General features: G+C 46.8%; 17 protein-coding genes. 3 read left to right on the plus strand and 14 right to left on the minus strand.

From position 1 onward, the window contains the following. Positions 1-15: 15 nt before the first annotated feature. Together NCI00_RS05020 and NCI00_RS05025 are read right to left on the minus strand one after the other, a co-directional pair. The gene (locus tag NCI00_RS05020; RefSeq protein WP_253525632.1) at positions 16-2,025 is read right to left on the minus strand and encodes a glycoside hydrolase family 2 protein; all 2,010 of its coding nucleotides are present in this window, start codon (positions 2,023-2,025) and stop codon (positions 16-18) included. A gap of 91 nt (positions 2,026-2,116) precedes the next feature. Continuing rightward, positions 2,117-3,832 carry a sodium:solute symporter family protein gene (locus NCI00_RS05025; RefSeq protein WP_253525635.1) on the minus strand — a complete coding sequence of 572 codons (1,716 nt, stop codon included), beginning with the start codon at positions 3,830-3,832 and terminating at the stop codon, positions 2,117-2,119. 132 nt (positions 3,833-3,964) lie between these two features. Between NCI00_RS05025 and NCI00_RS05030 the strand changes: the two genes are divergently transcribed. Next, positions 3,965-4,405 carry a DUF6934 family protein gene (locus NCI00_RS05030; protein ID WP_253525638.1) on the plus strand — a complete coding sequence of 147 codons (441 nt, stop codon included), beginning with the start codon at positions 3,965-3,967 and terminating at the stop codon, positions 4,403-4,405. A 30-nt stretch (positions 4,406-4,435) separates the two neighbouring features. Beyond that, entirely contained in the window at positions 4,436-4,573 is a 138-nt protein-coding gene (locus tag NCI00_RS05035) for a hypothetical protein (RefSeq protein WP_253525640.1), read from the plus strand. A gap of 11 nt (positions 4,574-4,584) precedes the next feature. On the opposite strand, the gene NCI00_RS05040 is transcribed toward NCI00_RS05035, so the two are convergent. From NCI00_RS05040 to NCI00_RS05070, 7 genes are all read right to left on the minus strand, one after another. Beyond that, on the minus strand, positions 4,585-7,095 hold the full coding sequence (locus NCI00_RS05040) for a glycoside hydrolase family protein (protein WP_374758832.1): 2,511 nt from the start codon (positions 7,093-7,095) through the stop codon (positions 4,585-4,587). 45 nt (positions 7,096-7,140) lie between these two features. Then, complete coding sequence (locus NCI00_RS05045) at positions 7,141-9,048, minus strand: early set domain-containing protein (RefSeq protein WP_253525642.1); 1,908 nt, start codon at positions 9,046-9,048, stop codon at positions 7,141-7,143. A gap of 41 nt (positions 9,049-9,089) precedes the next feature. Then, positions 9,090-10,070, minus strand: a complete 981-nt coding sequence (locus tag NCI00_RS05050; protein ID WP_253525644.1) for an FAD:protein FMN transferase — start codon at positions 10,068-10,070, stop codon at positions 9,090-9,092. A 51-nt stretch (positions 10,071-10,121) separates the two neighbouring features. Beyond that, positions 10,122-11,924, minus strand: coding sequence for an FAD-dependent oxidoreductase (locus NCI00_RS05055; RefSeq protein ID WP_253525646.1), 1,803 nt, complete (start codon positions 11,922-11,924; stop codon positions 10,122-10,124). A 1-nt stretch (position 11,925) separates the two neighbouring features. Continuing rightward, the gene (locus NCI00_RS05060) at positions 11,926-13,086 is read right to left on the minus strand and encodes a hypothetical protein (protein WP_253525648.1); all 1,161 of its coding nucleotides are present in this window, start codon (positions 13,084-13,086) and stop codon (positions 11,926-11,928) included. A 70-nt stretch (positions 13,087-13,156) separates the two neighbouring features. Continuing rightward, entirely contained in the window at positions 13,157-14,596 is a 1,440-nt protein-coding gene (locus NCI00_RS05065; RefSeq protein ID WP_253525650.1) for a RagB/SusD family nutrient uptake outer membrane protein, read from the minus strand. 21 nt (positions 14,597-14,617) lie between these two features. Next, positions 14,618-17,683, minus strand: coding sequence for a SusC/RagA family TonB-linked outer membrane protein (locus tag NCI00_RS05070; RefSeq protein ID WP_253525652.1), 3,066 nt, complete (start codon positions 17,681-17,683; stop codon positions 14,618-14,620). Between the two features lie 336 nt (positions 17,684-18,019). On the opposite strand from NCI00_RS05070, the gene NCI00_RS05075 reads away from it, so the two are divergent. Further along, a complete protein-coding gene (locus tag NCI00_RS05075) occupies positions 18,020-19,033 on the plus strand; it encodes a LacI family DNA-binding transcriptional regulator (RefSeq protein WP_253525654.1) in 1,014 nt (337 codons plus the stop codon). Between the two features lie 40 nt (positions 19,034-19,073). Here the strand turns inward: NCI00_RS05075 and NCI00_RS05080 are convergent, their stop codons facing one another. The 5 genes from NCI00_RS05080 to NCI00_RS05100 form a co-directional block, all read right to left on the minus strand. Next, positions 19,074-20,093 carry a glycoside hydrolase family protein gene (locus NCI00_RS05080; RefSeq protein ID WP_253525656.1) on the minus strand — a complete coding sequence of 340 codons (1,020 nt, stop codon included), beginning with the start codon at positions 20,091-20,093 and terminating at the stop codon, positions 19,074-19,076. After that, entirely contained in the window at positions 20,093-21,214 is a 1,122-nt protein-coding gene (locus NCI00_RS05085; RefSeq protein WP_253525659.1) for a glycoside hydrolase family protein, read from the minus strand. The genes NCI00_RS05080 and NCI00_RS05085 overlap by 1 nt, the downstream gene beginning before the upstream one ends. 6 nt (positions 21,215-21,220) lie before the next feature. Next, positions 21,221-23,545, minus strand: coding sequence for a DUF5703 domain-containing protein (locus NCI00_RS05090; RefSeq protein ID WP_253525662.1), 2,325 nt, complete (start codon positions 23,543-23,545; stop codon positions 21,221-21,223). Next, positions 23,542-24,360, minus strand: coding sequence for a sialate O-acetylesterase (locus NCI00_RS05095; protein ID WP_253525665.1), 819 nt, complete (start codon positions 24,358-24,360; stop codon positions 23,542-23,544). The genes NCI00_RS05090 and NCI00_RS05095 overlap by 4 nt, the downstream gene beginning before the upstream one ends. A gap of 67 nt (positions 24,361-24,427) precedes the next feature. Beyond that, positions 24,428-26,146: an alpha-L-fucosidase gene (locus NCI00_RS05100; RefSeq protein WP_253525668.1), complete on the minus strand. Its 1,719-nt coding sequence runs from the start codon at positions 26,144-26,146 to the stop codon at positions 24,428-24,430. Positions 26,147-26,150: the final 4 nt, after the last annotated feature.

Consider the following 26,150-nt stretch of genomic DNA (forward strand, 5'->3'; position numbering starts at 1 on the left):
ACTTACCAAGTCTGCTTATTTCAATTCAAATGTTTCGGTAATGACCGAAAAACCCGTGGGTTTCAATATTTCCAATTTTACATTTTTCTCAAAACCACGCACTAGAACCTTTATCTCTGTGCTTTGACCGGGCTGTAAATCAGGAATCACGACCGTTTTTCCGTCGGTTTTAAGCACGTATTTTTTGATGGCATACGCAGGAAAATCATTCCGGGCTTTTACCCGAATCATTAATTGATGTTGCCCCTGTCCTCCCGCCTGATAACTTACTTTTTCGAGGGTAACGGGCGACATTTCGCGTCGATGCGCAGCATACAACAACCGTTGAACGCGCTCTGGCCCTACCAAACCCCACGGCCGATAGCCATTGGGAGCCGTTCCTGCGTGCCGACTTTGATAATCATTGTACGACCACCACGAAGCCCCAACGATGTAAGGGCGCTTTCTAATTTCCACCATTACACTCTCTAAATGAGACACTTGACCTACTTCTCCTGCCACATTATCGGCGCGTATTCCCCACTCGCTGATCAGAATGGGTTTATCGGGGTAGAGGGCATGAATATGATCAAACGCTTTGGCGTGGTTTCCGTAGGTATTGGTCGAGACAAAATCGCAGTATTGGGTTGCTTCGTCTTCGGGCTTGGCGGGCAAAATATTGAGACGCATGGAGGCAAAGGTGTACAGACGCGTTGGGTCAAGACTGCGGCCATACACCGTCATGTCTTTGGTCCAACGTTGACCCGACGGGGTTTCCGACAAATACTCATTGCCCACGCTGTACGCAATGACGCTCGGGTGATTCCAATCGCGCTCCATCATTTCCCGAAACTGCTGCTGAAATTTGCGTCGAATGGTGTCGTTGTCCATTTGGGTTGGCGTAAGTTGCCAATTACCCGGCTCGGTAATGATGAGCATTCCGTAGCGGTCGGCCAAATCGTAAAAAGTCTCGCTCGGAGTATAGTGGGTAAGGCGGTGAAATTCCATTCCAGCTTCCTTCATTAGTCGAAAGTCTTTCTCGACCAACCAATCTGGTTCCAATGAACCTAAGCCAGGATAATCAACGACCCGGTTTCCGCCCGCCAGCCGTATTGGCTGACCGTTGAGCAATATTTGCGCATTCTGCACTTCCACTTTTCGAATGCCAAAATTGGTCGACAGCGTATCGCCGCTAATAGCGGCCTGAAGTTGGTACAAGGTAGGCTCGTCGAGATTCCATAATTTTACTTCGGTTGCCTTCAGCGAAGTTTCCGCCTCCAAAATCGACGTTTGTCCCGCGCCAATGGAGGTCGAAGATGTTTTCCAAACCAATTTTAAGGGTTGGTTGTCTAAGGAAACGACCGTCGTCAATTTAGGTGTAACGACCTGTTTAGAGACATTCCGTACGCGAGCCTTGAGGCGCACACTGGCCGTACCTTTGGCCAAATCGGGCGTAGCTTCCACTTTCAGGTTTTCCAAATAGACTTCCGATTCAACCGTCAAATAAACAGGACGAATTAGCCCTCCGTAATTAATCCAACCAGGAAATGGGTCGTTGGCATTGCCATTGTCTTTCGCACCCGGAATGGAGCCCGTTTGCCACGTATCGTTATTGATAGAAATGGCCAAAACGTTATCGCCCGATTTCAGGAACTCCGTAATATCAAAATGGAAAGGAGTATACCCGCCTTCGTGCGTGCCTACTTTTTGGTTGTTGAGCCAAACATCCGACTTGTAATACGCGGCATCAAAATGCAAAATGACCCGCTTCCCCACCTGGGGTTGCCACGAAAATGACTTCCGATACCACACCGTTCCCGTATAAAACTGAAAGCGCGGATCTACCGAAAAACAATGCGGAACGGTTACTTTATCCCATCCATTTACATTATAACTATCTTTAAACCAACCTTTTGTGGCACCCACATTACGGGTATCCATGGCAAATGACCACTGTCCGTGCAACGGGATGGCCTCTGGTTGACGAAGAGTGTATTGCCCAAAAGCAGTAATAGAGATAAGAAAGAATAAAGCACTTAATTTCATACAGGTTTTGTCAATTTATTGTCAGGGCTAAAGCCAACTCTTTATAGTCTATTTTCTTCTTTCTTTCACCGCCCTAAAGGGCGGAGCAATTCTATTTTGTATCCATCGATATAGCATTTTGCTTCGATAATTCTATTTTTTGTGCTGCTCGCCACGGAATAATTGCCCCCAAAAGAATCACGACCGCAATTGCTGCCGTAACCATACCTCCCGACGTGGCAAACGCGCTCAATCCCAACAACATAGCCGCCACAAAAACCAGCGCTCCCGCAATGACCCGCATTCCGAAACGGTTTTGACGTTTGATTTCGGTGGCTTCCTCTTCAGTTTCGGCCAATTTAGCCGCTTTGCGCGTGGCTTTGGTGGCCAAGTATTGTTCGTATTCTTCAGAAATTAGGCCTTTGGAACGGGCGTACAATTCGTAAGCAAGCAACAACACCAGAGGCAAACCAATACCAATGATGGTTTCTAACGCCCGGCTTAATTTAAAGTCAAACAGCCACGGCGACAATACTTTAAAGAACAGATTGACAGTTAGCCCAATGACCGTAATCCAAAAAGTGGTCTTTCCGTTAATACGCTTGGAAAACAGCGCCCAAAGCGGCGGTGCCAGCAACGGCCCGCCCGAAATGGCCGAAATACTCAACACCACTTCCACAATTCCACCCGCCGCAGGTACGAGTAAGGCAATGACAATCATGCCCAAACCAAAGCCCCACGACGAAAGGCGAGCTATTTTAATCAACTGTCTATCAGAGGCTTTTGGATTAATGAATCCTTTGTAAATGTCATTGGTAAAAACCGCCGAAACGACATTGAGCGTGGTATTGGCGCTGGCCGAGGTAGAGAAATACATGCCCGTGAGCATCAGCCCCAACAAGCCCGGCGGCAATACGGCTTTGCAAATCAGCAAATACGCATTTTCTGTATCCAAACCGACCAAGCTGGGATTGAGCGCGCGATAAATCATGGGCGGCAGCATCCAAATCATAGGACTAACGAGGTACAAAGCAGCAAAAAGAAAGGCCACTTTTCGAGCTGATTTGGGGCTATCGACACTGGTATAGCGTTGTACAAAGGTCCAGTTACCGCCAATGTAGGCAATGTGGTACAACACAAAAGCCATCACAAACCCCAAGGTGTATTCTCCGTGCAGTAAGTTAAAAAAATCATCAGGAACGGTTTGGGTAAACTTCTCAAAACCACCCACTTTGGCCAACGAGAGCGGCAACAGAATAAACACCGCCGCCGTCAGAATGACGAATTGCAGAATATCGGTGACCATCACGGCCCACAGTCCGCCCACGGCAGTATAGGCAATCATAAACAGACCCAATACAATGGTTGATTCGACCAACGGAAAACCCAGTGAAATGCTCACCAGTTTGGCGACAGGATACAAAACCGAGCCTTTGATAAAAACCGACACCAACGTAAAAATGCCGATATAGGTTTTCTGAACGCGCTCGCCGAGGCGTTCACGAATGAATTCTGCCGCCGTCAGATTGCCCGTTGCGCGCCAACGCGGGGCCAAAAACAGACCCGTCACGATAGCCCCTACGCACATGGTCCACTGAATCGTGACGGCCACCCAACCGTGTTTGTACGCAATGGAGCCCCACGCCACAAAGGTTCCAGCCGAGAAAAAAGACATAAAAAGCGACAAGCCGCCAATGAACCAGGGTACGGCCTCGCCTCCCGCAAAGAAGGATTTAAGGTTACGGCCCGTTCGGGCAAACAGCATCCCGATAGCCAGCACAAAGGCCGAGAATATGAAGATGACGGCAGTATCAATGGTTGAGTTCAAAACGGTTTTGCTTAGTTTTGTAAAAAAATATATTTGTAAAATTTGCTCTTTCGGAACCGTCGCAATGAGCGAAAAGTAAGAGGTACACTAATAAAATAGTTACTTTACGTTTTTAATTTGCCTACTTACCTTATGAATTTACCTCATTACACTTTACAAACCGATAAAACTCATTCTATTTACCTATTTGAAAGCATTGGAGTAAAAGGTATTATTCAAAAAGCAATTTTATTCGAGCCAACAGAAACAGATACTACCTACAACTTATCCTTGTGCGATCTAAATCCTTTATCAGGAAAAATGGATTTTTCTGCCATTTCTGACAATGGTGATACTCAAAAAATTTTAGCAACTATCTATTTCGCTATTTTTGAATTCACAAAAGAACATCCTCAATCCAATGTTATTTTCTTTGGAAATTCTACGGCTCGAAATCGCCTTTATCGAATGGCAATCAACCATGAGCTAAAAGAAATTTCAAAAACGTTTGACATTTTAGGTCTTTGGAATGATTCATGGATACCCTTTGTGCCAAATAAGAACTATAATGCGTTTTGGATAAGCCGAAAATAATTTTTATATTTCATTTAAAATTTAAGCTTTATGAAAACAACTAAGCCAACTCTTGACGATAAAGAATGGGAAAAAATTCACCAAACTCTTAAAATTGCGACTGCTCCTAAATTGGAACAAGCCAATGAGTTGTTAAAAAAAACACCTTTGCCGGTTAGAAAAAAATAACATTTTTCTGCTCATTTTTCAATCACCATTACCTCAAAACCAACGGCCAGAAGTTGTTTTTTCATCGACTTCTCTTTTACAGTCACCTGAAAATCAGTAGCCTGCGCGCGATTATTCAGCAATACCACAAAAAGTTTATCCTTCTTTTCTGATTCCGCCAAAATATAATCAATGGTCGGGTTGTCTATTTTTATCAAATTTTCATTCACGATAAGATTGGCTTTTTCCCCGTTAATCATCCCGGCGGCAAAACCGTAGCTTTGGTGCGGTCCCACTTTGGGTGTTACAAATCCGCGCGGGAATTTTACCTGCCCGCTGGAACGCAATTCGGCTTCGGCCATGAGGTAGTCGGTAAGCCAACCAACTTGCCACCACGCGTGGTGCGGATACGGCCCGGCCCCGCGATTCATGGCGTTCCAATAATACGAGGCCACGCTCGTTTTGGCATCCACAAAGGCATCACGCCCCCACGCCACCGAACGCGCCATGTCGGCAAAAATCGGTTCTTTCGTCAGTTGATACATCCGAATGAATAGCCCCGCATGACTCGCCAATTGAATGGGGCCGTGCGTATTAGATGAGCCAAAAATGCCGCCGTGTTCAAAACTTAAACCCGCCTGCGAAATTTCCCAATCTTCGCGTTGCGTACCGTTGACCGTTTTGAGGCTACGATTTGGAATGGGATGCGTATAAATGGAAGCGGTATAGACCTTGGCGGCCGTAATGGCGGCATTTTTGTACTTTGAATCCTGCGTTATGTCATACAAATCCAGCAGCGCCTGCGCCGACTGTGCCGTGGCAAAATCGGGCGCGTAGCGGGCATCCCCGCAAACACCCAGAAAACCACCCGTTTCCACGGCATTTTTCACAAACCAATCGGCACCTTTTCGAGCAGCAATCAAGTATTTCGGGTCTTTGAGAATACGATAAGCGACCAGCAAACCGTAAAACGTTGGACGCACGTCCTGAATATCTTTGAAGGCTTCCTGCTCAGTTTTGCGGTCGTAGGCGACGGCCCAACTTCCGTTGGCTTTCTGGTTTTTCAGCAACCATTCCGCTCCCGCCCGCAACCGCTCTTTTAGAGGTTGGTTGTTGGGTTCAAAGAGTAAAATATTGCCAATGTCCAACATCGTGTAATACGTCACGGCAATGGGTTCAACGACCTCGCCCCACTCTTCGGTAAAGCGTTTTGATTTGGCCAAATAATACTGACCGGCCAGTGCGCCTTTGAAAAAACCCTCGTCGGAAATTTGCTGCGTAAACTTGAAATTCAGCGCATAAGGCAATACATTTTTGATCAGCAAACTGTCGTTGGTAGCCTTTGCCAACATCCACATTGCGCCATAATCGGAATTTTTCATGGCATCTTTGTTGGAACCCACCACGCCGCCCAGATACGACTGCGCCCCGATTTTCAGCCCTTTATATTCCTCAATATTCCAAAGCGACGTTTTGGGGTCGGTCAGATAATGGTGCATTTTTTGGATGCGGTCAGTCAGCGATTGTTTGCTTTGGCGCAGTGCGAGGGCCTCTTTGAGTTGATAAATATTGTACGCGGCATGGTTGATGGCCTTGAACCAATCGCCGTCGATTAGGCTGTAACGAAAGGAATACGTTACCACCTCACCCGCTTTCAGCGAAGATTTGGGTTCACCCAATACGGGATAATACAGTGTAGCCGAAAGTTGCGATTTACGGTTTTTGTGCGACAGCCCAACGTTCCAATTTTGGTGCGTGTTTTGGTCTTTTTCCCACGGGTCGCGGCAGAGCGCGGGGTCAGGAATGACCGAAATCGTAATGCCGTTTTTGGTCGTAACCAACGGGCTTAACGTGCTCGCCGAGCGCTCCCGATAGACGGCAGGCAGGGCGGGCACTCCATGACCGTAGGCATACGCCAAGGCAAAATTGGGTTGAATATAATTTCCCTGAAAATAGCCCGGCACCGACGCCCAAGCCATATCCGCTTCACTGACAGGCGCAATCGTGGGGGTAGCCAACGAAAAGTAGCCAGCTGTTTTAGGTGTCAGGGTTTGTTTAACGATAATATCGGTCGTGAATTTTGGGTCAAAACTCCACTCAGTCGTCACTTTGGCGTTTTCTGTCTCGTGATTAAAAGTCAACGTATTATCGGCGGTTCGTTGGCCGTTTTTTGCAAAAAAATGAAATGCTTTTCCTGCGGTATTCAACGAAACGGGGCTGATGCTTTCAGCCCACCATTTGGTTTGGTAGTGGTATTTGGGGCCAGGAAACTCTTCGCCCGTAATACTTTTGACGATTTGCTCGGGTTTTTCGGAGGGTTTTTCGGCGGCATAGAGCAATGTATTTTCGCCCGATGGTGTTTTTAAGTTCATCCACGTTTGGCCCTTTTTGACCGATAGCGTTTTGAGTTGCCAACCCTGCGCGCTGTTTTCCCACCGCATTTTAACGGACGGGCTTTCCAGCACCAAAGACTTTTGTCCCCAACTGTTTCCCCAACCCATCAAAAGGGCCAGTAGGAGTAAAAAGTGTTTTATTTTTAACATTGTTTCTCAAATTATTTTTGACACGGAGTTTGGCACCGAGTTAAGTCATTTTATACCCAAATCTGCTTTTTTGGCAAAACCCATCGTTCCGTACGACACTTGCAGCGAGCGGCAAGCCGTAGGAATGGTATACGATGCCCGAAAAATCCCTGTATTTTCTCCCGTTTCGTTTACTTCAATCGTATTGGCAGATTTTCCATTGACGGTTAACAAAACCTGCCCTTTTTCAACCAGATTCCAGTCCATGTTCAGGGCAGCTTTTAATTCAATGACAACCGTTTCTCCCGCTTTGGCCTGCTTGATTTCTTTTCCGTCACGATTCAAAATTTTCACCTGCTGACTGCCAAGCGTGGAGAACGTCAGCGTGGCCTGCCAGCCTCTGTTTGACACACACCAGCCTTCGGTAGCATAGGCATCTTTTCCGATCAGATCCAGGCTTTCGTTGCCTCCAGTCGTTGCCGTTTTTGTTTTCTGAAAATCTTTATCCAACGGTGAACCGTCGAGCGTGCCGCGCACTTTGCCCAACATTCCGTAGCCGTTGGGATGCGCAGCGGGCCACCCATGTTCTACGCCTTCCCAATAGCCGCCGATGTCGAGCCGTTCTTTGCTTTTGTTGCTCAAATGTGCTCCTACGGGATTGACGCCAAACACAAAATCTACCTGCGCCCAGCCCAAATCGCGCAGTCGGGTATCATTTAATAGATAGGCCACGGCAAACATCGACCCGCCCAACGCAGGTGCTCCGCCCAATTCTTTGGTTTTGGGATGTGCCCATTCGGTTTCGCTGTGGACACGGTATTTCCAAAAATTATTGGTCTTCTGGTGCATGTGCGTAGCCCAGGCACGCAGTTTTTCTTTCGTTCCTTTGGGTGCGTGCTCGGGCGCGACCATCATAAAATACGCCAATGCCTGCGGCGTTATGTGCTCAGCATTCCGAATCCACCACATGTGGCGGGGGTTATTAAAATCCCAGTGTTGGATAATGTCCTCTGCGCTTTCCTGCGCCCATTTCAGGTATTGCCCAGGCTTACCGTCGGGTTCGTTTTTTTCACATAAATACATGAACAAATTGCTGAACACCGACTGACCGTAGGCATTGCCCATTTCGTTAAATTCCTGAAAACCAGCATCCACCCATTTGTTGCTGTACGTCCAGTAGCGCACTACTTTATGGCGGTCGTAGTCCATCCATTTTTCATTGCACACTTGGCGGTATTTCAGGTATTTTTCACGGGGCAAATACGGCTTCAAAAAATCATGGTAAGCCGCACACACCACCGAAAGTTGGTCTAATAGATTCCAATAATCGTACTGCATCCGTGGTTGTCCTTCATAGCCCAATGAGCCGTGGCGAGTGCCGACAGGACCTTGGTAGGCCACGTGGGCGTAGGCAAATTCGGCGTGCCAGAGGATAAGCTCTATCAAATCGGGTACGTTTTTGTCACCAAATTCAGTTTTCCAGCGGTCATAAAGGGCAGGATTGGACGCGTATTGCAAACATTCAAAAATAGTTTCCAGCCCATACGCACCGCCATCCCGCGAAGGGCCGCCGCCGTAGACTTTGGGCAAATTGGCATTGATGGGGTCTTCGGAGCCTCGTACATCAATAAAAAATTGATAGCCCAATTTCGACGCTATCTTTTCCAGTAAATGGTCGGCAATCCAAAAGGGTACGGAAGTACCGACGCCGTCTACTTCAATTCGAAATTCATCTTTGGACACGGGATTGAAACGCGTAAACCAACCTTCTTGATTAAGGATTTCCCCTTCAAATACTGCCTGATTGGTGGCAATATTGATGATTTTAAATTTTGCCCCGTCTTTCGCACCCAGGCACACAAAGCGTTTGGATTCGCCCAGATTATAGCCCGCCTGATTGACCAACACTGGCAGTTTTTCGGGTTGAGCGAAGGTGGTTATACAGCAAGTGAGTAAAACAAAAAATACACGCATTGGATTATCGTTTAGGACAACCGGACTGCCCGGCTGATTGATTACAAATTCTTTAAACCGTCGGTTGAGAAAGTTTTCAACTGCCCGGCATCATCCGTATAAAGAATATAAACGTCTATATCTTTTCGGTTAACCAAAAACTCTTTTACAGCTTCCAGTCCCATCACAAAAAAAGCGGTATCGTAGCCATCGGCGGTGATGGCATCATTGGCAAAAACGGTGACGCTGAGGATAGCACTTTGCTCCATCTCGCCCGTTTTGGGATTAATGATGTGACTGAATAGCTGCCCGTTGGCCTCGTACCGATTGCGGTAATTTCCCGCCGTGGTCATGGCTCGATTGTGCAGCTTGATTGTTGTTTGCAATTGGTTTGGAGAAAGCGGATTCTCGATACCAATGGTCCACGGCTGCCTTTCGTTTTTTTGTCCTTTCGTCCGAACTTCTCCGCCAATTTCCACCATATAATGATGGATATTTTGCGCTTCCAACAATGACGCCACTTTATCTACACTATAGCCCTGCGCGATGGAATTAAGGTCTAAACGAATGTTTGCCTTTTGTTTTACCACCGAAACCGAATCAAACATTACATACTGAAAACCAACATATTGCAAAAGAGAGTCAACATTCACCAGCGCTCCTTTCGGTTGTTTTGTCGGCCCAAATCCGTAAGCTTCTACCAACGGCAACACGGTAGGGTCAAACGCTCCTTTGGTAGCACGAAACACTTCCGCCGATTTTTTAAGTACGGCATAAAAATGCGATGACTTGAAGCGATGACTCATCGACCGATTGAACGCTGAAATCTCGGAGTCGGGTCGGTAAATCGACAGTGATTTATCAATCTCTGCCAACAGCGAATCAATTTCTTTTTGAAACGAACGCTTTTGCCCGTCGCAGTATTTAATGTGATACGTTGTCGCCTGCGCTTCCCCTGTCAGGCTCATCATCGGCTCCCTCCAAGACGTGCCCACCTGCCCCTGCCCGAAAGCAGGAATGAAGGCAAATAAAAGGAGGAACATCGGTTTCATGTGCGGTAAGTTAACGTTGAATAGCGTAGTGTTGTCTTGGTTTTAGGGTTTGCCTGGCGGCGTTTCGTCCTTAATAATCGCCATCAATTCGGGCAAGTATTCCTGATACACTCCCCGGGGCGAGGTGTTGTATTTTTTGGTTAGGTAAGCGGCAAAGCCTACCACTTCACCCATCATGCCACAGGTTCGCATCACCCGTGTACTGCCAAAGGCAACGTGCGTAGTGCTGATATTGCGCCCAGCCATGAAGAGGTTGCTGATGTTTTTGGAATACAGACAACGGTACGGAATGGTGTAAGGAGCTACTTTAATATGCTTTGTACCCGCAAAAAACTCCTGCCCTTCAAAATATTTTTTATTACGCTCGTCCGGAAAATGCAGGTCAATGGTCCAAGTGGCGGTCACGGTGCCGTCGGGGTATTGCTTGCCTTCCTGAATGTCCATTTGGTTCAGTACGTGGTCGCCCATCAACCGGCGCGACTCGCGTTTGCCGCCGATGTAGGCCACCCATGCCAGTTCGCGTTTGGCGTATTTGGCAGGTTTGTTCTTTTTCAGGTACGACCAGTTTCCGAAGATGGCTCTTAAGTTGTGGTCGCGTATTTTTTCGGCATCAGTAATGGTGTTAAAATTACCGAAACCCGTTTCCCATTGCCAATCGGCTTTGGAGTCATCAATGTGGTATTCGTCGGAAAACTGAATTGCCCAAGGAGTTTCGGGAAACGACGACACGGTGTCGCGCTCAAGCGAAGCCCAAAGGTTGGACGTGCCCAGCGTAAAATTATCGGCTTTGTCGGCGGCCAATGATTCGCCCGTTTCGGCTTTGCTTTCACGGCCCATTCTAAACTCCGCCCCTGCCAACTCGCCGATGGTACCGTCGCCGGTGCAATCAGAGAAAAACGTACCCGTAAAGCGCGTTTCTTTATTGGTGGCAATATCACGGCCCACCACTGCCACAATTTTATCACCGCTTTTTTCCACTTTATACACGTGGGTATTCAAAAACAACGAGATATTTCGTTCCCCTTTCACAATGGCCGTTTTGCGGGCGTCACCGTATTCTTTGGCATCGGGGTTTCCGTTGCCGGGGTCGCCGTTGTCCATTTCACGTACAATTCGGCCGAGTTTTGGGTAATGATTTTTGTCGACATCGCCCATCAAATGCACCCGAATTTCTGAACTATTGTTTCCTCCCAATACTGGACGGTCCTGAATCAAAGCTACTTTTAAGCCCATGCGAGAAGCTGAAATGGCCGCGCAGGTTCCGGCAATACCGCCGCCGACAACCACTAAATCAAAATTACTGGCTTCGGTGGGCGCATCGGTCAGCTTCAGTTGCTGCTTGCGAAAAGCCGTCATGGCGTCAAGTTTGTCGGGCGGAATAAAAGTTGGTGAATTCGTAAACAGAATCGCGTCACAACGACCGTTAAAGCCCGTTAAATCGTGTAATGCTACGCTCATTTGCTCATTTTGCACCTCTATTTCACCGCCAGGATACCATTTCCACACATCAGAGCCGCTTTCACCAAAGACTTGATTGAGTGGTTTTCCGTTCAGTACGACCTGAAATTTGCCAGGGCCTTTCGGAAACGGTGCCCAATCTTTGGTTCGTACCCAAACCCGGTATTTACCTTTTTTAGGAAAGGGAACGGTCGTAGTCGCATCTTTCACCGGACGGCCCATGCCATGCGCCATAAGGTACGACGAGCCCATGACCACAAACGATTGCTGGTCGATGACCCAGCCGCCTTTATCGGTAAATGACTCCGTTTCCAGAAAAACGTGGTCTTGTGCTGATAGTTTTAGCGATATAAACAGTAAAAGGAGCGTTCGGAGCAGCGGTTTCATGTTATTTGTCGTTTGGGTGGAGTGTTTGTTTAAACGTTACTATTTTCTTTTGTACGGTTCGGTTTTTGGGCTGGCGTGCTTCCAACACCCGACAAACTTCAGCGGCACAGTTTTCATTGGTTAGCTCATCAGCCAGGGTCAGCAGCGTTTGTTCCGAAAGTTTCGGTTGGGTTGCCAGTGCTTTCAGCAAAAGACTCCCTTGTTCCTGATTCGACTTGCCAACTTGCTGGGCCGCCTGTTCAGTCAATGTATTGTTGAGAGGCAGCGTCGCCATCTTTTTCAGAATAACGAGCTGCAACGGATACCCCGCTGATTGATAGGTTTCCCATAACCATTGCTGACGTTTTTTTTCAGCAAAAAATGCCGCATTGACTTTTTGTAAAGCAAAACGGGCGGTAAAGATGTTTTTTCCTCGAATGATTTGCTGTATATCCGACTGAAAATCAGGAGCAACAATACCCTCTGCATTCATTACCCGTTCCATGGCCCAATATTGGTAATGGTGATTATTATCCGTCAGAAATCGGTGCAGCAGGGCGTCAGTTCTAAAAGATTCAGTCATCCGCTGCATCTCCGTTACCACCTTTCCGTGGGCGATGTGCCAGAGCGTGTAGCAAGTATATACTGCTCCGTCGATTACTTCATTTTTTACGGTTTTAAGCGTAGCTCCTGCTTTGGCATCCACAGAATCGGCCAGATTTTCGGTGCCTTTTCCGACCAAGTCTTCCATCGAAACTTCTTTCAAGAGCGAGTGCGTATTGGCCAGAATCATCTGCAACTTTTCGTAGTCTTCGGGCTTAAACGGTTTGTGGTCCATGCGGGTCAAAACCGCGCCTTTCGGAAAGTCGAAACGGGTATAATTCCCCAATAAATCCCAGTAAAAGTTAATATACACTGGCTTGCATTCGCCCGTCAGGCACACTGGCGTAAATAGGTTGCTGAAATAGTACAGCGGCTGCCCAGCCTCATCCAAAGCCAATTGCAGGGTGTATTCGGTGGTGTCGTTGATGGTCACCGTATACTCTTTTGTCTTCGGTGGAGTTTGGGCAAAAACGATAAGCGTTACCGATAAAAAAACACACAGAATACCAGCACTCTGGCAGGCTTTCCAAAAAACCGCAGGAAGCAGAAGGCGATATTTTATGTGTTTAGTTTTATGCACGATTACTTTTAAGCGGTTTGCCAACGTCGGCGAGGTTTTGAACCTCGCCGACGTTTTCCGACGTTGTATTTTACTTCCAAGCAGGATTTTGTTCCAGTTTAGAATTGGTTAAAATTTCGATATTAGGAATCGGAAAATAGCGATGTTTGTCCTGCACGGGGCGCGATGGATAGTAAGAATTCAATACATTGGCCACCATTTTAAACTTACCCGTACGTGTCAGGTCGTACCAGCGGTCGGCTTCGTAACATAATTCCCACGAGCGTTCTTGTAAGACCGCCTCAATGAACGCGTCTTTACTCAAGCCCGGCGTCAAATCAGGCAAGCCCGCCCGTTTGCGTACGGCATTGATGGCGGCATACGCGGCTGCCGTAGGGCTGCTAGCTCGGGCTTCGGCCTCAGCGGCAATCAGATACACATCGGCCAAACGTAAAATCGGGAAATTATTTTCACCGTTAGCACCGTTAGAATTGGGGTCCATGAATTTCTTCACAATGATTCGGTCTCTTAGAGTTACGTCAGCCTGACCAATGAGTCGGCCCTGGGCATTGACATAGGCCGTGTCAAGCAATGCTTTGCGTTTGTCTAAATTACTAAAGGAACGATAGAAAGAATGATACCCAAAAGCCGAGCCAAAAGCAGTTTTGGAAAAAACTGGGGGCGAGTTGGCTGGGGCATAAAACCCTAACAAATCGTAGCCATTCAGCCCCGAAAGGCTCGAAAACTCTGCCGCAAAAATCACTTCTACCCGAGCCGCATCTTCCCTTAATGGATTGTATAAATCCAAAACGTTAGGCATTAGGCTGTATCTGTTTGACTGAATAAGTGCCTGAGCATTTTGGGCCGCTTTGGCGTAATCGCCCGCGTACAATTGGGCCTTTGCTAATAATCCAATCGCTGCCCCATAGGCCGCGCGACCTCTGTCTTTGGGCGTTGGCGGTAAATCTTTGACGGCAGTTTCTAAGTCTTTGATCAAAAAAGCATAGACATCCGCCACGGGACTTTTTGCGGTCTCGGTGCCAGCAATGTCTTTGGTACTTTCCTGCTTAATGGGCACATCGCCAAAGGTTTTGGCTAAATGAAAATAATACAGCCCCCTTAAAAAATAAGCTTCGGCCAAAATTTGCTTTTTGCGGGTTTCGTCCATCGCCACACGAGGAACATTTTCAAGCACTTGGTTGGCGCGGTCAATACCCTGATAACAATGCTGCCAATACTGTCCGATTAAGTCCATGGTAGCATCGTACGAAAAAACCGTTAGTTGGTCACGACCTACCACTGCACGCGGAAAACACTGGTCGGCGGAGTAATCGGGCAATTGCGTACCTACGCGGCTATAGAGGTTGGTTACGGGCGTATAAGCTGCCGTCAGAGCGGCTTCGGCATCAGAGGCCGACGTAAAAAATTGGTCAGGCGATACAAACGAGTAGGGCTTTTCGGTTAAATCGCAGGCGCTGATTGCGACCGCGGCCACCAAAAACGCAAGAAATTTTAAAGTGCTATTTTTCATAATTCTTAAAGGAATCGGTGATTAAAAAGTGATTTGTAAACCAGCTATCAAAGACTTAGCAATGGGGTAGCCAATGTTGTCAACCCCTAAATTCAGGTTGTTTTGTCCAGCAGTGTTTACTTCTGGATCGTAGCCAGAATACTTGGTCAAGGTCAAGAAATTGTTGGCACTCACGTACAAACGTGCGTTGTTGAGCCACGACAACTTACCTTTGGTAGGAACGGTATAGCCCAAGGTCGCATTTTTGAAGCGCACAAAAGAACCGTCTTCAATCAACACGTCCGATTGGTTGATACGCTGTCCTTGCGCTACCTTTGGATAATAATTACTTGGGTTGGTGGGCGTCCAACGGTTTACCATCGTAGCAAATTGATTAAATCCTGCCGCACCGCCTTCCATTCGGAGGCGTTGTACGTAGAAAATCTGCCCGCCTTGCACACCTTGCACAAAAACACTCAAATCAAACCCTTTGTATTTCAGGTTATTGGTGATTCCAAAATAATAATCGGGGTTAGGGTCACCAATGATTTGTTGGTCGGCTGCCGAAATGGCTCCGTCGCCGTTCAAGTCCTTGTAACGAATATTCCCTGCCACTCTACCCGTCGGGATATTGTCGCCTGTTTGATAAATCCCGTCAAAAATGTAGCCGTAAAAAGAACCGAGGGGTTGGCCTACTCTTAAAATACTGTTGTTGGTAAATGGCCCCACCGAGCCGCCGCCATCTCCTGGAATAATCTCAGTACGTGTACCATCAATCAGCGTCAGCTTGTTACGGTTGGCCGAGATATTGCCGTTGATGTCCCATTTGAAATTTGAATAATTAGCAACGTTTGCCGTGACTGAAAACTCAATTCCTTTGTTTTCGACCCCCCCAAAGTTGCCAAAGACCGAACCATAACCCGACGACAACGCTACCGAACGTGATAAGAGCAAATCGGTGGTTTTTTTCTGATAGGCATCAATCGTAAACTGAAGGCGGTTGTTGAGTATGCCAAAATCTAAACCGATGTCGGCCTGCCCACTTTTTTCCCAACGAAGGTCGGGGTTGGCAATATTGGCCGATAGAATACCTATGTTGCGGGTATTGTTAAAATTGTAATTTCCGACTGAACTCAAACGGGCCAATGAGTTGTACAAAGGAATGTCGGCATTACCCGTTATTCCGTAGCTCACCCGCAGTTTCATGTCGCTGAAAAACTTCTGATTTTGCATAAATTTCTCTTCTGAAATCCGCCAAGCACCTGCAACCGAAGGGAAAAATCCATATTTGTTGTTTGCCCCAAACCGACTCGAACCGTCCACGCGGGCAGTGAGCGTTAGCAAATATTTGCTTTTCAAATTGTAATTCACCCGACCCGTGTAAGAATCCAAACGCCACTGTTGTTTGTTACTGCCGATGCTGAGAATTGATGCCTGTCCGAGGTTATCATTGAATACCAAATCGTTAGGAAACTGCTGTCCCGACATCGCGTCTGTAACCTGCGTTTGGCTTTGCGTGGAGAATACCCCCGTCAAATTGAAATCGTGTACACCCAGCGTTTTGTGGTAATTGAGCAAACTTTCGTGCAAAATGGTGTTGGTATTGTTGTTTCCCCGTCCACCTGTACCATTGACCGTTGCTCCCGCCCGTACAAAACGAGTTACGTAAGAATCGCGGGTGTCGCCTATCAAATCCCCCCCAAACGACGCACGGTAAGTGAGGTCTTTGGTGATGGTCCAATCGGCAAAGATGTTGCCCAACAATCGGCGTGTGGTATTGCGGTTGAGTACTTCGCTCGCTACCGCTATCGGATTGTTAAAATCAATGTATCTTCCACTAAACATCGTGGGTTTTCCTTGGGCATCGCGCGGTGACTCCGTTGGCGGGGCATAGAGCGCCGACAATACAATCCCACCCCCTGTACCATCCAACAGGGTGGAAGAAACAGCCCCGTTGTTGACTGAATACGTGTAAGTTAAGCTCGTACCGATTTTAAAGTTTTTGCTTACTTGGTTATCCAAATTGACCCGTATCGAACCACGTTTGAAATTTGAATTTATGATGATACCGTTTTGGTCAAAATAATTCATCGAGACGTTGAAAAGCGATTTTTCGGTGCCGCCCGAAAACGAAAGTTGGTGGCTCTGCATCCCGCCTTTTTGGAAAATCTCTTTTTGCCAATCCGTTCCTTCGCCCAATTGTGCGGGATTGGGGAACAGGTTTTGTCCCGTAAGCTCATTTTCTAAGGCCGCAAATTCCGAGGCATTCATCAAGTCCAAGGTTTTGCGAATTTGCTGTTGGCCTGCATAGCCTTCATACGTTACCCGGGTTTGCCCTGCCTTGCCTCTTTTGGTCGTGATGAGTACCACGCCGTTGGCACCGCGTGTTCCATAAACTGCGGTCGCAGAGGCATCTTTCAGTACTTCGATAGATTCAATATCATTCGGATTCAGCGTTGAAAGTACCGACAGGCGGTTTCCGTTGTCATTTCCGAAACCACTTCCGCCACCAGCTACGGGGTTGTCGCCTCCCGAAATCGGGAAGCCATCCACTACGTAAAGCGGCTCACTACTACCGCTGATTGAGTTATTACCTCTGATTCTCACGCTGATACTTCCGCCGGGTGCACCTGAATTTTGGGTTACCTGCACTCCAGAAGCGCGGGCTTGCAAGCCCTGCACAAAGTTGGCAATGGGAGTGACTTTCAACTCTGCCGCTTTGATGGAAGAAACTGCCCCGGTCAAATCACTTTTTTTAACCGAACCATAACCTACCACCACTACATCTTCCAACAACTTGGTGTCGAGCTTTAAAACAACATCAACTTTTGAACGATTACCAACCGTTTCGGTCACTGAAAGATACCCAATGTAACTAAAACTCAATTTGGCATCAGATTTTACATTGGGAATGCTGTAATTCCCGTCTTTGTCGGTTGTGGTGCCGCTTGGCGTACCCACCACAATGACGCTTACCCCTGGCAAGCCCTCCCCATTTTCCGTGTTCACTTTTCCTTTCACCGTCAGCGATTGCGTAAAGGCATATTGAGTTCCTAGCAACAAAAGCAAGGAATATCCCAGTAAAAGTTTAAAATGTAGAAATTTCATAGATTAAGGTACTGTGTTTAGAAGGTTGAAAATTTTTAAAACAATTCAATTACAAAAAACATGGTTATGTACAATTTTATAGAACTATATAATTGCATTCATTGTAAGCCTTCATTTTAGGATAGAAGAGTCTTTTTAATTTCTTTCTGATTAAAAGAGTAATTAAAGCCTATCAAAAAAGAAATATTATTCAATAATAAGTAGATATTATACAATCTTTATCAGATAATTGCATTTAAAAAAAATTGGGAACGTTCCCAAACAATGGGAACGTTCCCAAAAACACCAAACCAACAAATAACACAGCTTAGACTTTAAATTAAAATAATACAATAAATGAAAAAGCACCAAATCACCATCATTGATATAGCACGGCAGTTGAATATTTCAAAATCAACGGTATCAAGAGTGCTCACGGGGCATCCAAGCGTAAGCGAAAAAACCAGAGAGGCGGTGTTGAAATTGGCCAACGAACTCGACTACCAACGCAACATGTTGGCCATTAACCTCATGTCGAGTCAAAGCCATACGATTGGCATTATCGTACCCGAATTTGTTACGTCATTTTTTCCAATGGTGATTATGGGGGCACAGGAAGTGGCTTCGCAGGCGGGGTATAATGTGCTGATCAGTCAGTCGAACGAAAGCTACGAAACCGAAGTCGCCAATGCCAAAGTAATGCTCGACAATCGGGTGGATGGCGTGTTGGTGTCTTTGACGCGAGAAACGCGAAATTATGACCACCTTAAAGTTTTTCAACGAAAAGGAATTCCGATTGTGTTTTTCAATCGGGTGTGTGACGATATGCAAGTTCCGAAGGTGGTGGTGGACGATTACGAAGGGGCTTTTAAAGCCGTAGAACACCTCATCCTGACGGGCAGAAAACGCATTGCACACTTGGGCGGGCCTACTTCACTCCACGTAAGTAAAAAGCGTTTGGAAGGTTATAAAGACGCTTTGCGAAAATACAATCAAGCGATTGACCCAGGCCTGATTCTTGATTACGACCTCAATTTGGAAAAAGTCAAAATTTATATCAAACACCTACTCGACCTGCCCGAGCCACCCGATGCCCTTTTCACCATCAACGACCCCACGGCCTTTGAAGCCATGATTTTTATGAAAGCCAAAGGTCTCAAAATACCCGAAGAGATTGCCGTTGTGGGGTTTAGCAACAACTATGGCTCTACACTCATTGAGCCCCGCCTCACCACCGTAGCACAACCGACCCACCAAATTGGGCAAGTAGCGGCACAGCTATTGCTGGACCAAATCAACTCAGATGCTTCCGAGTGGAAGCCAATATATCGGGTATTGAAAACCGAATTGTTGGTACGGGGGTCGAGTTAACAAATGGTACATTCAGCCGTATTCCAACCACTTTTGCCACTCAATTTTTAAGGGGTATGGCCACGTTATAATTCACCGTGTCGCTGATATAAACGGCACAAAAAAGAATTTTTGGCTTACCATTTTCAAAATACAATTGGGGCCGTTCGAGTTTCCCCACTTTTTCTGTTCCACTTTCCCAAGGGATTTCCAACGTAGAAACAAGGATATTTTTGGCGGGTTTCCAGTCCAACCCATCCAGCGACTCAAACAGGGCAAGGCTCGTACCAGCGTTGGTAAAAACGCCTTTCATGTCTTTAACAATGGCCCAATATTTCCCTTCTTGAAACCAGATATAAGGGTCTTCGGCGGCAAATTTGACGGTATCTTTGACAAAAACGGGTTTGGGTTGCTTTACAAAAGGACCTTCGGGGCGGTTGGCAATTGCTACGCCGTGCAGCACCCGCCCGCCAAAAGGCATTTTACCGTTGCTGACGCCTTTATAGACCATCAGAAATGTTCCGTCGGGCCGTTGAGCCACAGAAGGATTGTTGGTCAATAAATGGTCGAAAGCGTTGGTGGTGGTGTCCACCAAGGGTTTATCGCTGCGTTTCCATTGACCCAAAGGTGAATCGGCCACAGCTACGCCAATACGCTGATGATTGCGGTGGTCCCACCACTCACCATTGCCGTAATTGCCCATGTAGTAGAGGTAGTATTTGTTTCCAAACTTATGAATCGTGGGGTTGTGGGTGACGTCGGCATCCCAATACTTTTTGTCTCGTTTGGGTAAAATCACCTTGGCAAATTTGTATGGCCCCGCGGGTGCATTGGATACGGCCACCGCTACCTCGCTGTCGGTGGCCCAAGCCAAATGCTTTTTGCTTTGGGGCCATCGGCTATAAAAAAGATAGTATTTGCCGTCGTCACCTTTCACCATACTTCCGCACCAAACCATGTAGCCTTTGTCTTCAAACTTGGCTGATTGCGGCACGGGTTGAATCATTTGTGTAAAATTAAGGTCTTGGGCATTTGCGTTTAGCATCCCAAACAAAATACTAACAATCAGAAGTTTACTCATTATTTTAGGTTGTATTTTAAAGGTACAGCCACGTTCATGGAGTGTTTGCGTTTGTTAATACCCATTGCTCCAAACAACAGTTTCGGAACGCCTTTTTCCATGTACAGACAAGGTCGTTCGAGCTTATCATCTAGCGGCTTTCCATTTTCCCAAAAAACAGTTTTTGAAAGCACTTTGGGGTAGGCGGCAGGTTGCCAATCGAAACCGTTGGTTGAAATCATCAAGGCCAATGCCCCGCTTTCACCCGTGAATTTTCCCACTACGTCCCGTACAATGGCGTAGTTCACGCCCTGCTGATGCCACAAATAGGGGTCTTCGGCCACCATCCATTCTTTACTCCCCTTTTCGGCTTCAAAAATGGGTTGCGGGTGCTTTACAAACGCACCCGTGGGGGCATTAGAAAAGGCCACTCCAAAACGTACCCTTCCACCTCGAATAGTACCGTTTTTCTCGACTTGTTTATAAACCAAAATAAATCGGCCTTTGTCATCAACCGTAATGGCGGGGTTTGAAACCATGAGTGCGTCGTGGGCGGTAGAGTCGGCGCTTACGTCCAAAATCGGTTGAGCAAATCGGGTCCATTCGCCTTCGGGGTCGTCGGCTACGGCTACGCCAATGCGCTGATTGTTACGGTATTCCCACCAATTAGGGTTTTCGTAAGAGCTATGGGGCTTCACGTACGATTTGCCCGTAGAGCCCATGTAGTAGAGGTAAAATTTGTTCTTATAGACAATCACGGCGGGGTTATGGGTACAAACACCGTCCCAAAATTGGTTGCCCCGCGCAGGAAAAACCACTTTGACGTGACGATACGGGCCTTCGGGTCGGTCTGCCCGAGCCAAGGCAATTTCGGAATGAGTTATCCACGCTTCGTGGCCTTTGTCACGCGGCCAACGGCTATAGAGCATGTAAAACTTCCCGTTTTTCCCCTTGACCACTGAGCCACACCAAATGTTGTAGAGGCTATCGATAAAACTGTTTTGGGAAGGAATGGGTTGCGCCATCGCACTCAAATCCCTCTGCGGCGTTGAACCCCAATGGCTCTCTTTTGAGGATTGTCCAAAAACGTTTGAAATAAAGCTACTCAACAAAATGAGCAGCATCCCTTGATAAAGTTTCATGTGGCCTTATTTAATCATTAAAATCACATCTTTGGCCCGTGATTCAGGGGTCACTTTGAGCGAAAGTACTTTTCCGTCCTTCAACTCCCCTTCGATGGTCGTGTTGGCAGGGGCGTGCAGTTTGAACTGTACATCCCAGTTTTTAGGCCAGGCAGGAAAGAGATACAGCTTATCATCGGGGGTTTGGAGGAGCATTTCCTGCAAACCAATCATGCCCGAACCACCCCAATTGTGGTCGGGAACCCAATCGTGGCCTGGGCCCCAAAAAGTGGGGTATCTTCGCGGGGCATTTTTCAGTTTTTTGACGGTTATCTCGGCGGCTTCTTCCGTCAAGCCCAATCTTGCACAAAAAATAGCGTCTTGGTGCCAACTGATGTGATTTTTCTGAATGGGGAGGTCGGCTCCGTACTTCCAAGTATTGATGGCAATATCGAGCTTGGGTTTGCCGATACCAAACATTCCCCAAGGATAAACGGGGTACAGTTGGGGCAGTTCCTGATTATTGATACGCCCCCACGCCTCGGCAGGGGCAATGGTCAGGTGGCCGTTTTTTTCTTTCAACGGTATTTCGGGAATGCTTTTCAGCACTTTCTCGTAGTGTTTTCTCTTTTCGGGCGAAAGGTACTTATCCGACAGTTCGGTCAAACGCTTCGTAATGCTGTACAATCCTGCAATGGTCGAAGAAGAATTGTAGGCCATTTTGTAGGTTTCTGCGCCCGTTGATGGAAAAAAAATAAGTTTACCGTCGTCGGCAAAGGCGCTTCTACTGCGGGTGGTGGCTTCCCATTGATAATGTTCGTAGAAAAAAGTAACGCAACTTTCCACAAACGGCAGGTATTTGCTGATGTCTTCGTTGTTGTATTTTTCCAAGTCGAGCATCATCAGGCAAAACTCCATTTGGGTGTCCCAGAGGTATTCCAACCAGTAATTATACTCAATGCCAGCGGGGAAGTTTTGGGGGCGTTTCCAGCCGTAAGAAGTAGCGAGCGGCAACCCAAACTGCTCCAACTGCTCAGTAAATGATGCGCCCTTGTGCCCCCAATACACTCTTGTACGGGTTTCGGCATTTTTTAAGGCCCTCAGATAAAAGTTGAGTTGGGAGGGTAGCATATCAAAATCGCCACTTCTGAACATCGGGAAGTACACCAGACGTTGGTTTTGGGCGGTATGCGTTCCGCCGCCCCAATCGCGGTGGTCGGGGGTAAAAGGTGCATTTTTGTCCGTGAAAGATGGGTCAAACGTAAACATGCCCCCGTTGAACTTAGTGGGATAAGTACCGTAGGCGTTGCATCCCAATTGATACCGAAAGAGATTGTAGTTGCGCCCTACTTGCCACGCCACCGAACTACTGTCTTTTTGAGGACTGTTGATGGCAATATGACTTCGCTGCCAAAAAGCATTCCACCATTTTTTAGTAGCCTCAAAATCAGCAACTTGAGTTTCTTTTGAAGACTGAATTATTTGTTCCAAACCCGCCTTCCACTGCGCAATCGTCTCGGTAGTGGCTATGTGTAAGACAATTTGCAGCTCTTGTTTTCGCGCCGCTTGTTTGCTCTCTAATTTCCACGCTGTAAACTCCGTATCGACGTATTTGCCTTGACTGATTCCTGCACTTTTGAAATTATTGCCGCCCATCCAACCGCCAAAAGTTAGGTTTTTGAGGGGATTCCACAATTGATTTTTTACAGAATCTAATTTTTGTTGTTTGACCGTAAAATCAAAAACCGACTCGTCACGGTTGCGGTGGTACCAAAGCACATTGGGGCCTTCAAATTTTACGGAATCCTTGCGCACCACCGCCTGAAACGGGGCATCTCTGAAAGCTAAACTCGCCTTAGTTTGCCCTGCCTGCGTCCAAGTGAGGTCTTTGTCGCGCCAGTTTTCGTACCACGCTTCCACTTTCAATTTTTCGTCGCTTTCGGTTTCTACGTGCACCACGGGCTTGAACACATCCACCCAAATTTTAACCAGCACTTTCTTCCTATTTTTTACCGAAGAAATTTCTACGTAGCCTTCATTTAGCTTCAATTCTTGCTTAAAAGTGGCATTTTGAAAGAGATTGGGGGTAATGCGTAAACGAACACGCCCAAATTTGGGAAATACGTTGTTTTCGTCAAATGCCCCACTGCGTGATAAATAGAAGAAAATTTCGTCCTTCTCCGTCCACACGTTGAGGCCAATATCCCCTCCACCACAAGGCATTGATTCTGAAGAATTAGCACTTTGTTTTGACCAAACAACGTTGTACTGCGACACGTCAAAACTGCTTTGAGCCACGGCTTGGTAAATAACCAGCGATGACAGGAAAAATATCTTTACTATTAATCTCATTTAATTGGGTGGGTTAAAATATACTTTGCCGCCGCCTCGCCAATATCATTCAGGGCCGTTTGATTGTAGTGAATGACGTCGTATAACCAGTTTTTTTCTTTGAATAAATGGGTATTTTCATAAACAACGTGGGTGTTTTTCAAACGCTGGGTTACATTTTTTTGGGCTAATCGTACTTGCTCAAACCCCGATTGTGGATGGCCTGTATAATAACCAGTCTGGACGATATAAAAGCCTACTTTCTCACCAAATTTGTCCCTAAAACGTTGAATCACCTTTGTTAAAGCCGCCTCGTATTCTTGAGCAGTCAGTTGTTGGGCATTCATGGCATTGGCATCTCTTTCGCCTTGTAGCCAGATAATTCCGCTTAATTTTACCCCAGTTTTTTCAATCGCATTTTGGGTTTTCAGCACCGCATTTTCAAAAAGCTGTAAGCGTCCTGTATCATCCCACGTCCCATAATTATCAAGCTCCGCTTTTTGATGGCACGATGCTCCACTTCTGGCCGCTGAGACTATAACAACCTGTTTTGTACTCAATTCTGCGTATGTTTTGGCAAATGCGGGGCCTATACTGCCCGTGGTAGCAGCGCCAAATTTTAATTCATTTGCTCCTACAGGGTCTTGTAAATGCAAGAGTGTGTCATTAGAAAATCGGTATTCAAAGGCGGTTTCAAGCATACACTTAGCCGATTGGGCACTGTCGCCTACTCCCACGGCGTTGCTTTGCCCTGCCACCAAAAACAAAACTTTTTCTTGAGCCTGTAAACGACTGAAAACCAGTAAAATCATCAAAAAGTTAATTGTTTTAGCCATGCAATTTTTCAATGAGTTGAAGTTAAATAGAGTACAATGTATACCACGGCTTTACTCGTGCCAAAAATCAAAACAGCTGAAACTCCCTAACTCCTGCAAAACCGTAGGAATCTAAAATCACCAAACGAAACTTTTGGGCTGTTACGGGGCTAATATCTTTGCTCCAATTGCCCATTTTTTCATCTTGCGCCAGCGTCAGCCATTGTCCGTCTTTTTCATACTGAATTTCAAAGCGTTTTATCTGAGACTTTTGATAAACCAATTCACTCACTTTAAGCTGCTTAACCGTTTGTTTTGTACCCAAATCTACTTCCAGCCAACCTTTGTTCTGAAACAAATTGAAAGCCGCTTCTGTCTGATAATGCACGTCTTTTCCATAATACGCTTCAAAATCTACGTCGGTACGCCGCCCCATTTTCCAAAAAGTAGCGGGATTGTCGTCAAAAGCGGCTGATGGGTCGTGTAAAAACTGCCCCAACGCACTCGAAGCCGTCGCTTTTTTGCCGTAAGCCAATGAATTAGTGGTTGTAAACGGGATAATTTGCCCCAATTGAGCAGCGGGTTTATCCAGCGTAATCGTCACAATGGTAGCGATAGAATCACGCCCGTTTTGGGGTATTTTTAAAGTAATATCCGCCTTACTTTGCGTAAAGGGAATGGCATTTCCATTCAAAAAAGACACTTTTTTGACGTTGGCTGCCATGGGTGGGAGCTTGATTTCGTCGCCTGTGTTGTTCAACAGATGCAGATACAGTTTGTTGCCTCGGTACGAGCTAACGTAGTCTTTTGAGGGGGTATAAATTCCCCCTTTGGTTTGGTAAACGGCTTCCGCGTTTTTGTTCAGCCAATTGCCCATTTCGGTTGCCCGTGCTACAAAATTGGGTGGAAAAACGCCCGAACTGTCGGGGCCGATGTTGAACAAAAGATTGCCATTTCCACCCACGCAACGCAGCAACGTATGCAGCGATTCTTTCAAACTACGCGGCGTATCGTTGAATCGCCACGCCCACTGATGCCCCATGTTGGTGCATGTTTCCCAAGGCACGGCACCGTAGCCCGCCACAAAACCTTCGGGCGTAGCATAGTCGGCATAAGCCCCTACCCTTGCGTGCGATTCGTCGGGATTGAAGGGTTCGAGCCGATTGTTAATGATGATTTCGGGCTGTAAAGTACGCGCCAAATCAAACACTCGTTTGGGGTGAATCGGGCTGGGTGCGCCTTCGTAATCTATCCATAACAAACTGATTTTGCCGTAGTTCGTCAACAATTCACGTACTTGTTGCTCCACCCGATCGGCAAAAATATCATTCGTTTTGGGGTTGCGACAATCAGGGTCTTTCCAGTCGGCAACCGAAAAATACCAGCCAATGGGCATTCCTGCTTCGTGGGCAGCTTGGGCGAGTTCTTTACAAACATCCCGTCCGAAAGGGCTGTTCATGATGTTGTAAGGCGTCGTTTTGGTATCAAAGAGGCAAAATCCGTCGTGGTGTTTTGAAGTCAAAACCAAATACTTCATTCCTCCCGCTTTGGCCAACTTCACCCACTCTCTGGCGTTGAATTGCTTGGGATTAAATCTCAAATACAACGAATCGTACTTGCTTTTACCGTAGCCATTGCGCGACCAACTGATTTCTTTACCAATCAACGAAACAGGTCCCCAGTGGATAAACAAACCCATTTTGGCATCTTGCCACCATTGCAAACGCTGCTGTTTGGAAATGTTCGTTTGGCTAATTCCCTGAAATGCAATCAGGCTAAGCAAAAGAATTACAGATAGCTTTTTCATTAAA

Source organism: Runella salmonicolor (genome assembly GCF_024158025.1).
Classification (GTDB): Bacteria; Bacteroidota; Bacteroidia; order Cytophagales; family Spirosomataceae; genus Runella; species Runella salmonicolor.

Coding starts and splice junctions, on each gene's coding strand:
- NCI00_RS05030 (WP_253525638.1), top strand. CDS start 3,965: ATGAATTTACCTCATTACACTTTACAAACCGATAAAACTCATTCTATT.
- NCI00_RS05080 (WP_253525656.1), bottom strand. CDS start 20,093: ATGAGTAAACTTCTGATTGTTAGTATTTTGTTTGGGATGCTAAACGCA.
- NCI00_RS05095 (WP_253525665.1), bottom strand. CDS start 24,360: ATGGCTAAAACAATTAACTTTTTGATGATTTTACTGGTTTTCAGTCGT.
- NCI00_RS05040 (WP_374758832.1), bottom strand. CDS start 7,095: ATGTTAAAAATAAAACACTTTTTACTCCTACTGGCCCTTTTGATGGGT.
- NCI00_RS05075 (WP_253525654.1), top strand. CDS start 18,020: ATGAAAAAGCACCAAATCACCATCATTGATATAGCACGGCAGTTGAAT.
- NCI00_RS05090 (WP_253525662.1), bottom strand. CDS start 23,545: ATGAGATTAATAGTAAAGATATTTTTCCTGTCATCGCTGGTTATTTAC.
- NCI00_RS05065 (WP_253525650.1), bottom strand. CDS start 14,596: ATGAAAAATAGCACTTTAAAATTTCTTGCGTTTTTGGTGGCCGCGGTC.
- NCI00_RS05085 (WP_253525659.1), bottom strand. CDS start 21,214: ATGAAACTTTATCAAGGGATGCTGCTCATTTTGTTGAGTAGCTTTATT.
- NCI00_RS05055 (WP_253525646.1), bottom strand. CDS start 11,924: ATGAAACCGCTGCTCCGAACGCTCCTTTTACTGTTTATATCGCTAAAA.
- NCI00_RS05020 (WP_253525632.1), bottom strand. CDS start 2,025: ATGAAATTAAGTGCTTTATTCTTTCTTATCTCTATTACTGCTTTTGGG.
- NCI00_RS05050 (WP_253525644.1), bottom strand. CDS start 10,070: ATGTTCCTCCTTTTATTTGCCTTCATTCCTGCTTTCGGGCAGGGGCAG.
- NCI00_RS05070 (WP_253525652.1), bottom strand. CDS start 17,683: ATGAAATTTCTACATTTTAAACTTTTACTGGGATATTCCTTGCTTTTG.
- NCI00_RS05045 (WP_253525642.1), bottom strand. CDS start 9,048: ATGCGTGTATTTTTTGTTTTACTCACTTGCTGTATAACCACCTTCGCT.
- NCI00_RS05100 (WP_253525668.1), bottom strand. CDS start 26,146: ATGAAAAAGCTATCTGTAATTCTTTTGCTTAGCCTGATTGCATTTCAG.
- NCI00_RS05035 (WP_253525640.1), top strand. CDS start 4,436: ATGAAAACAACTAAGCCAACTCTTGACGATAAAGAATGGGAAAAAATT.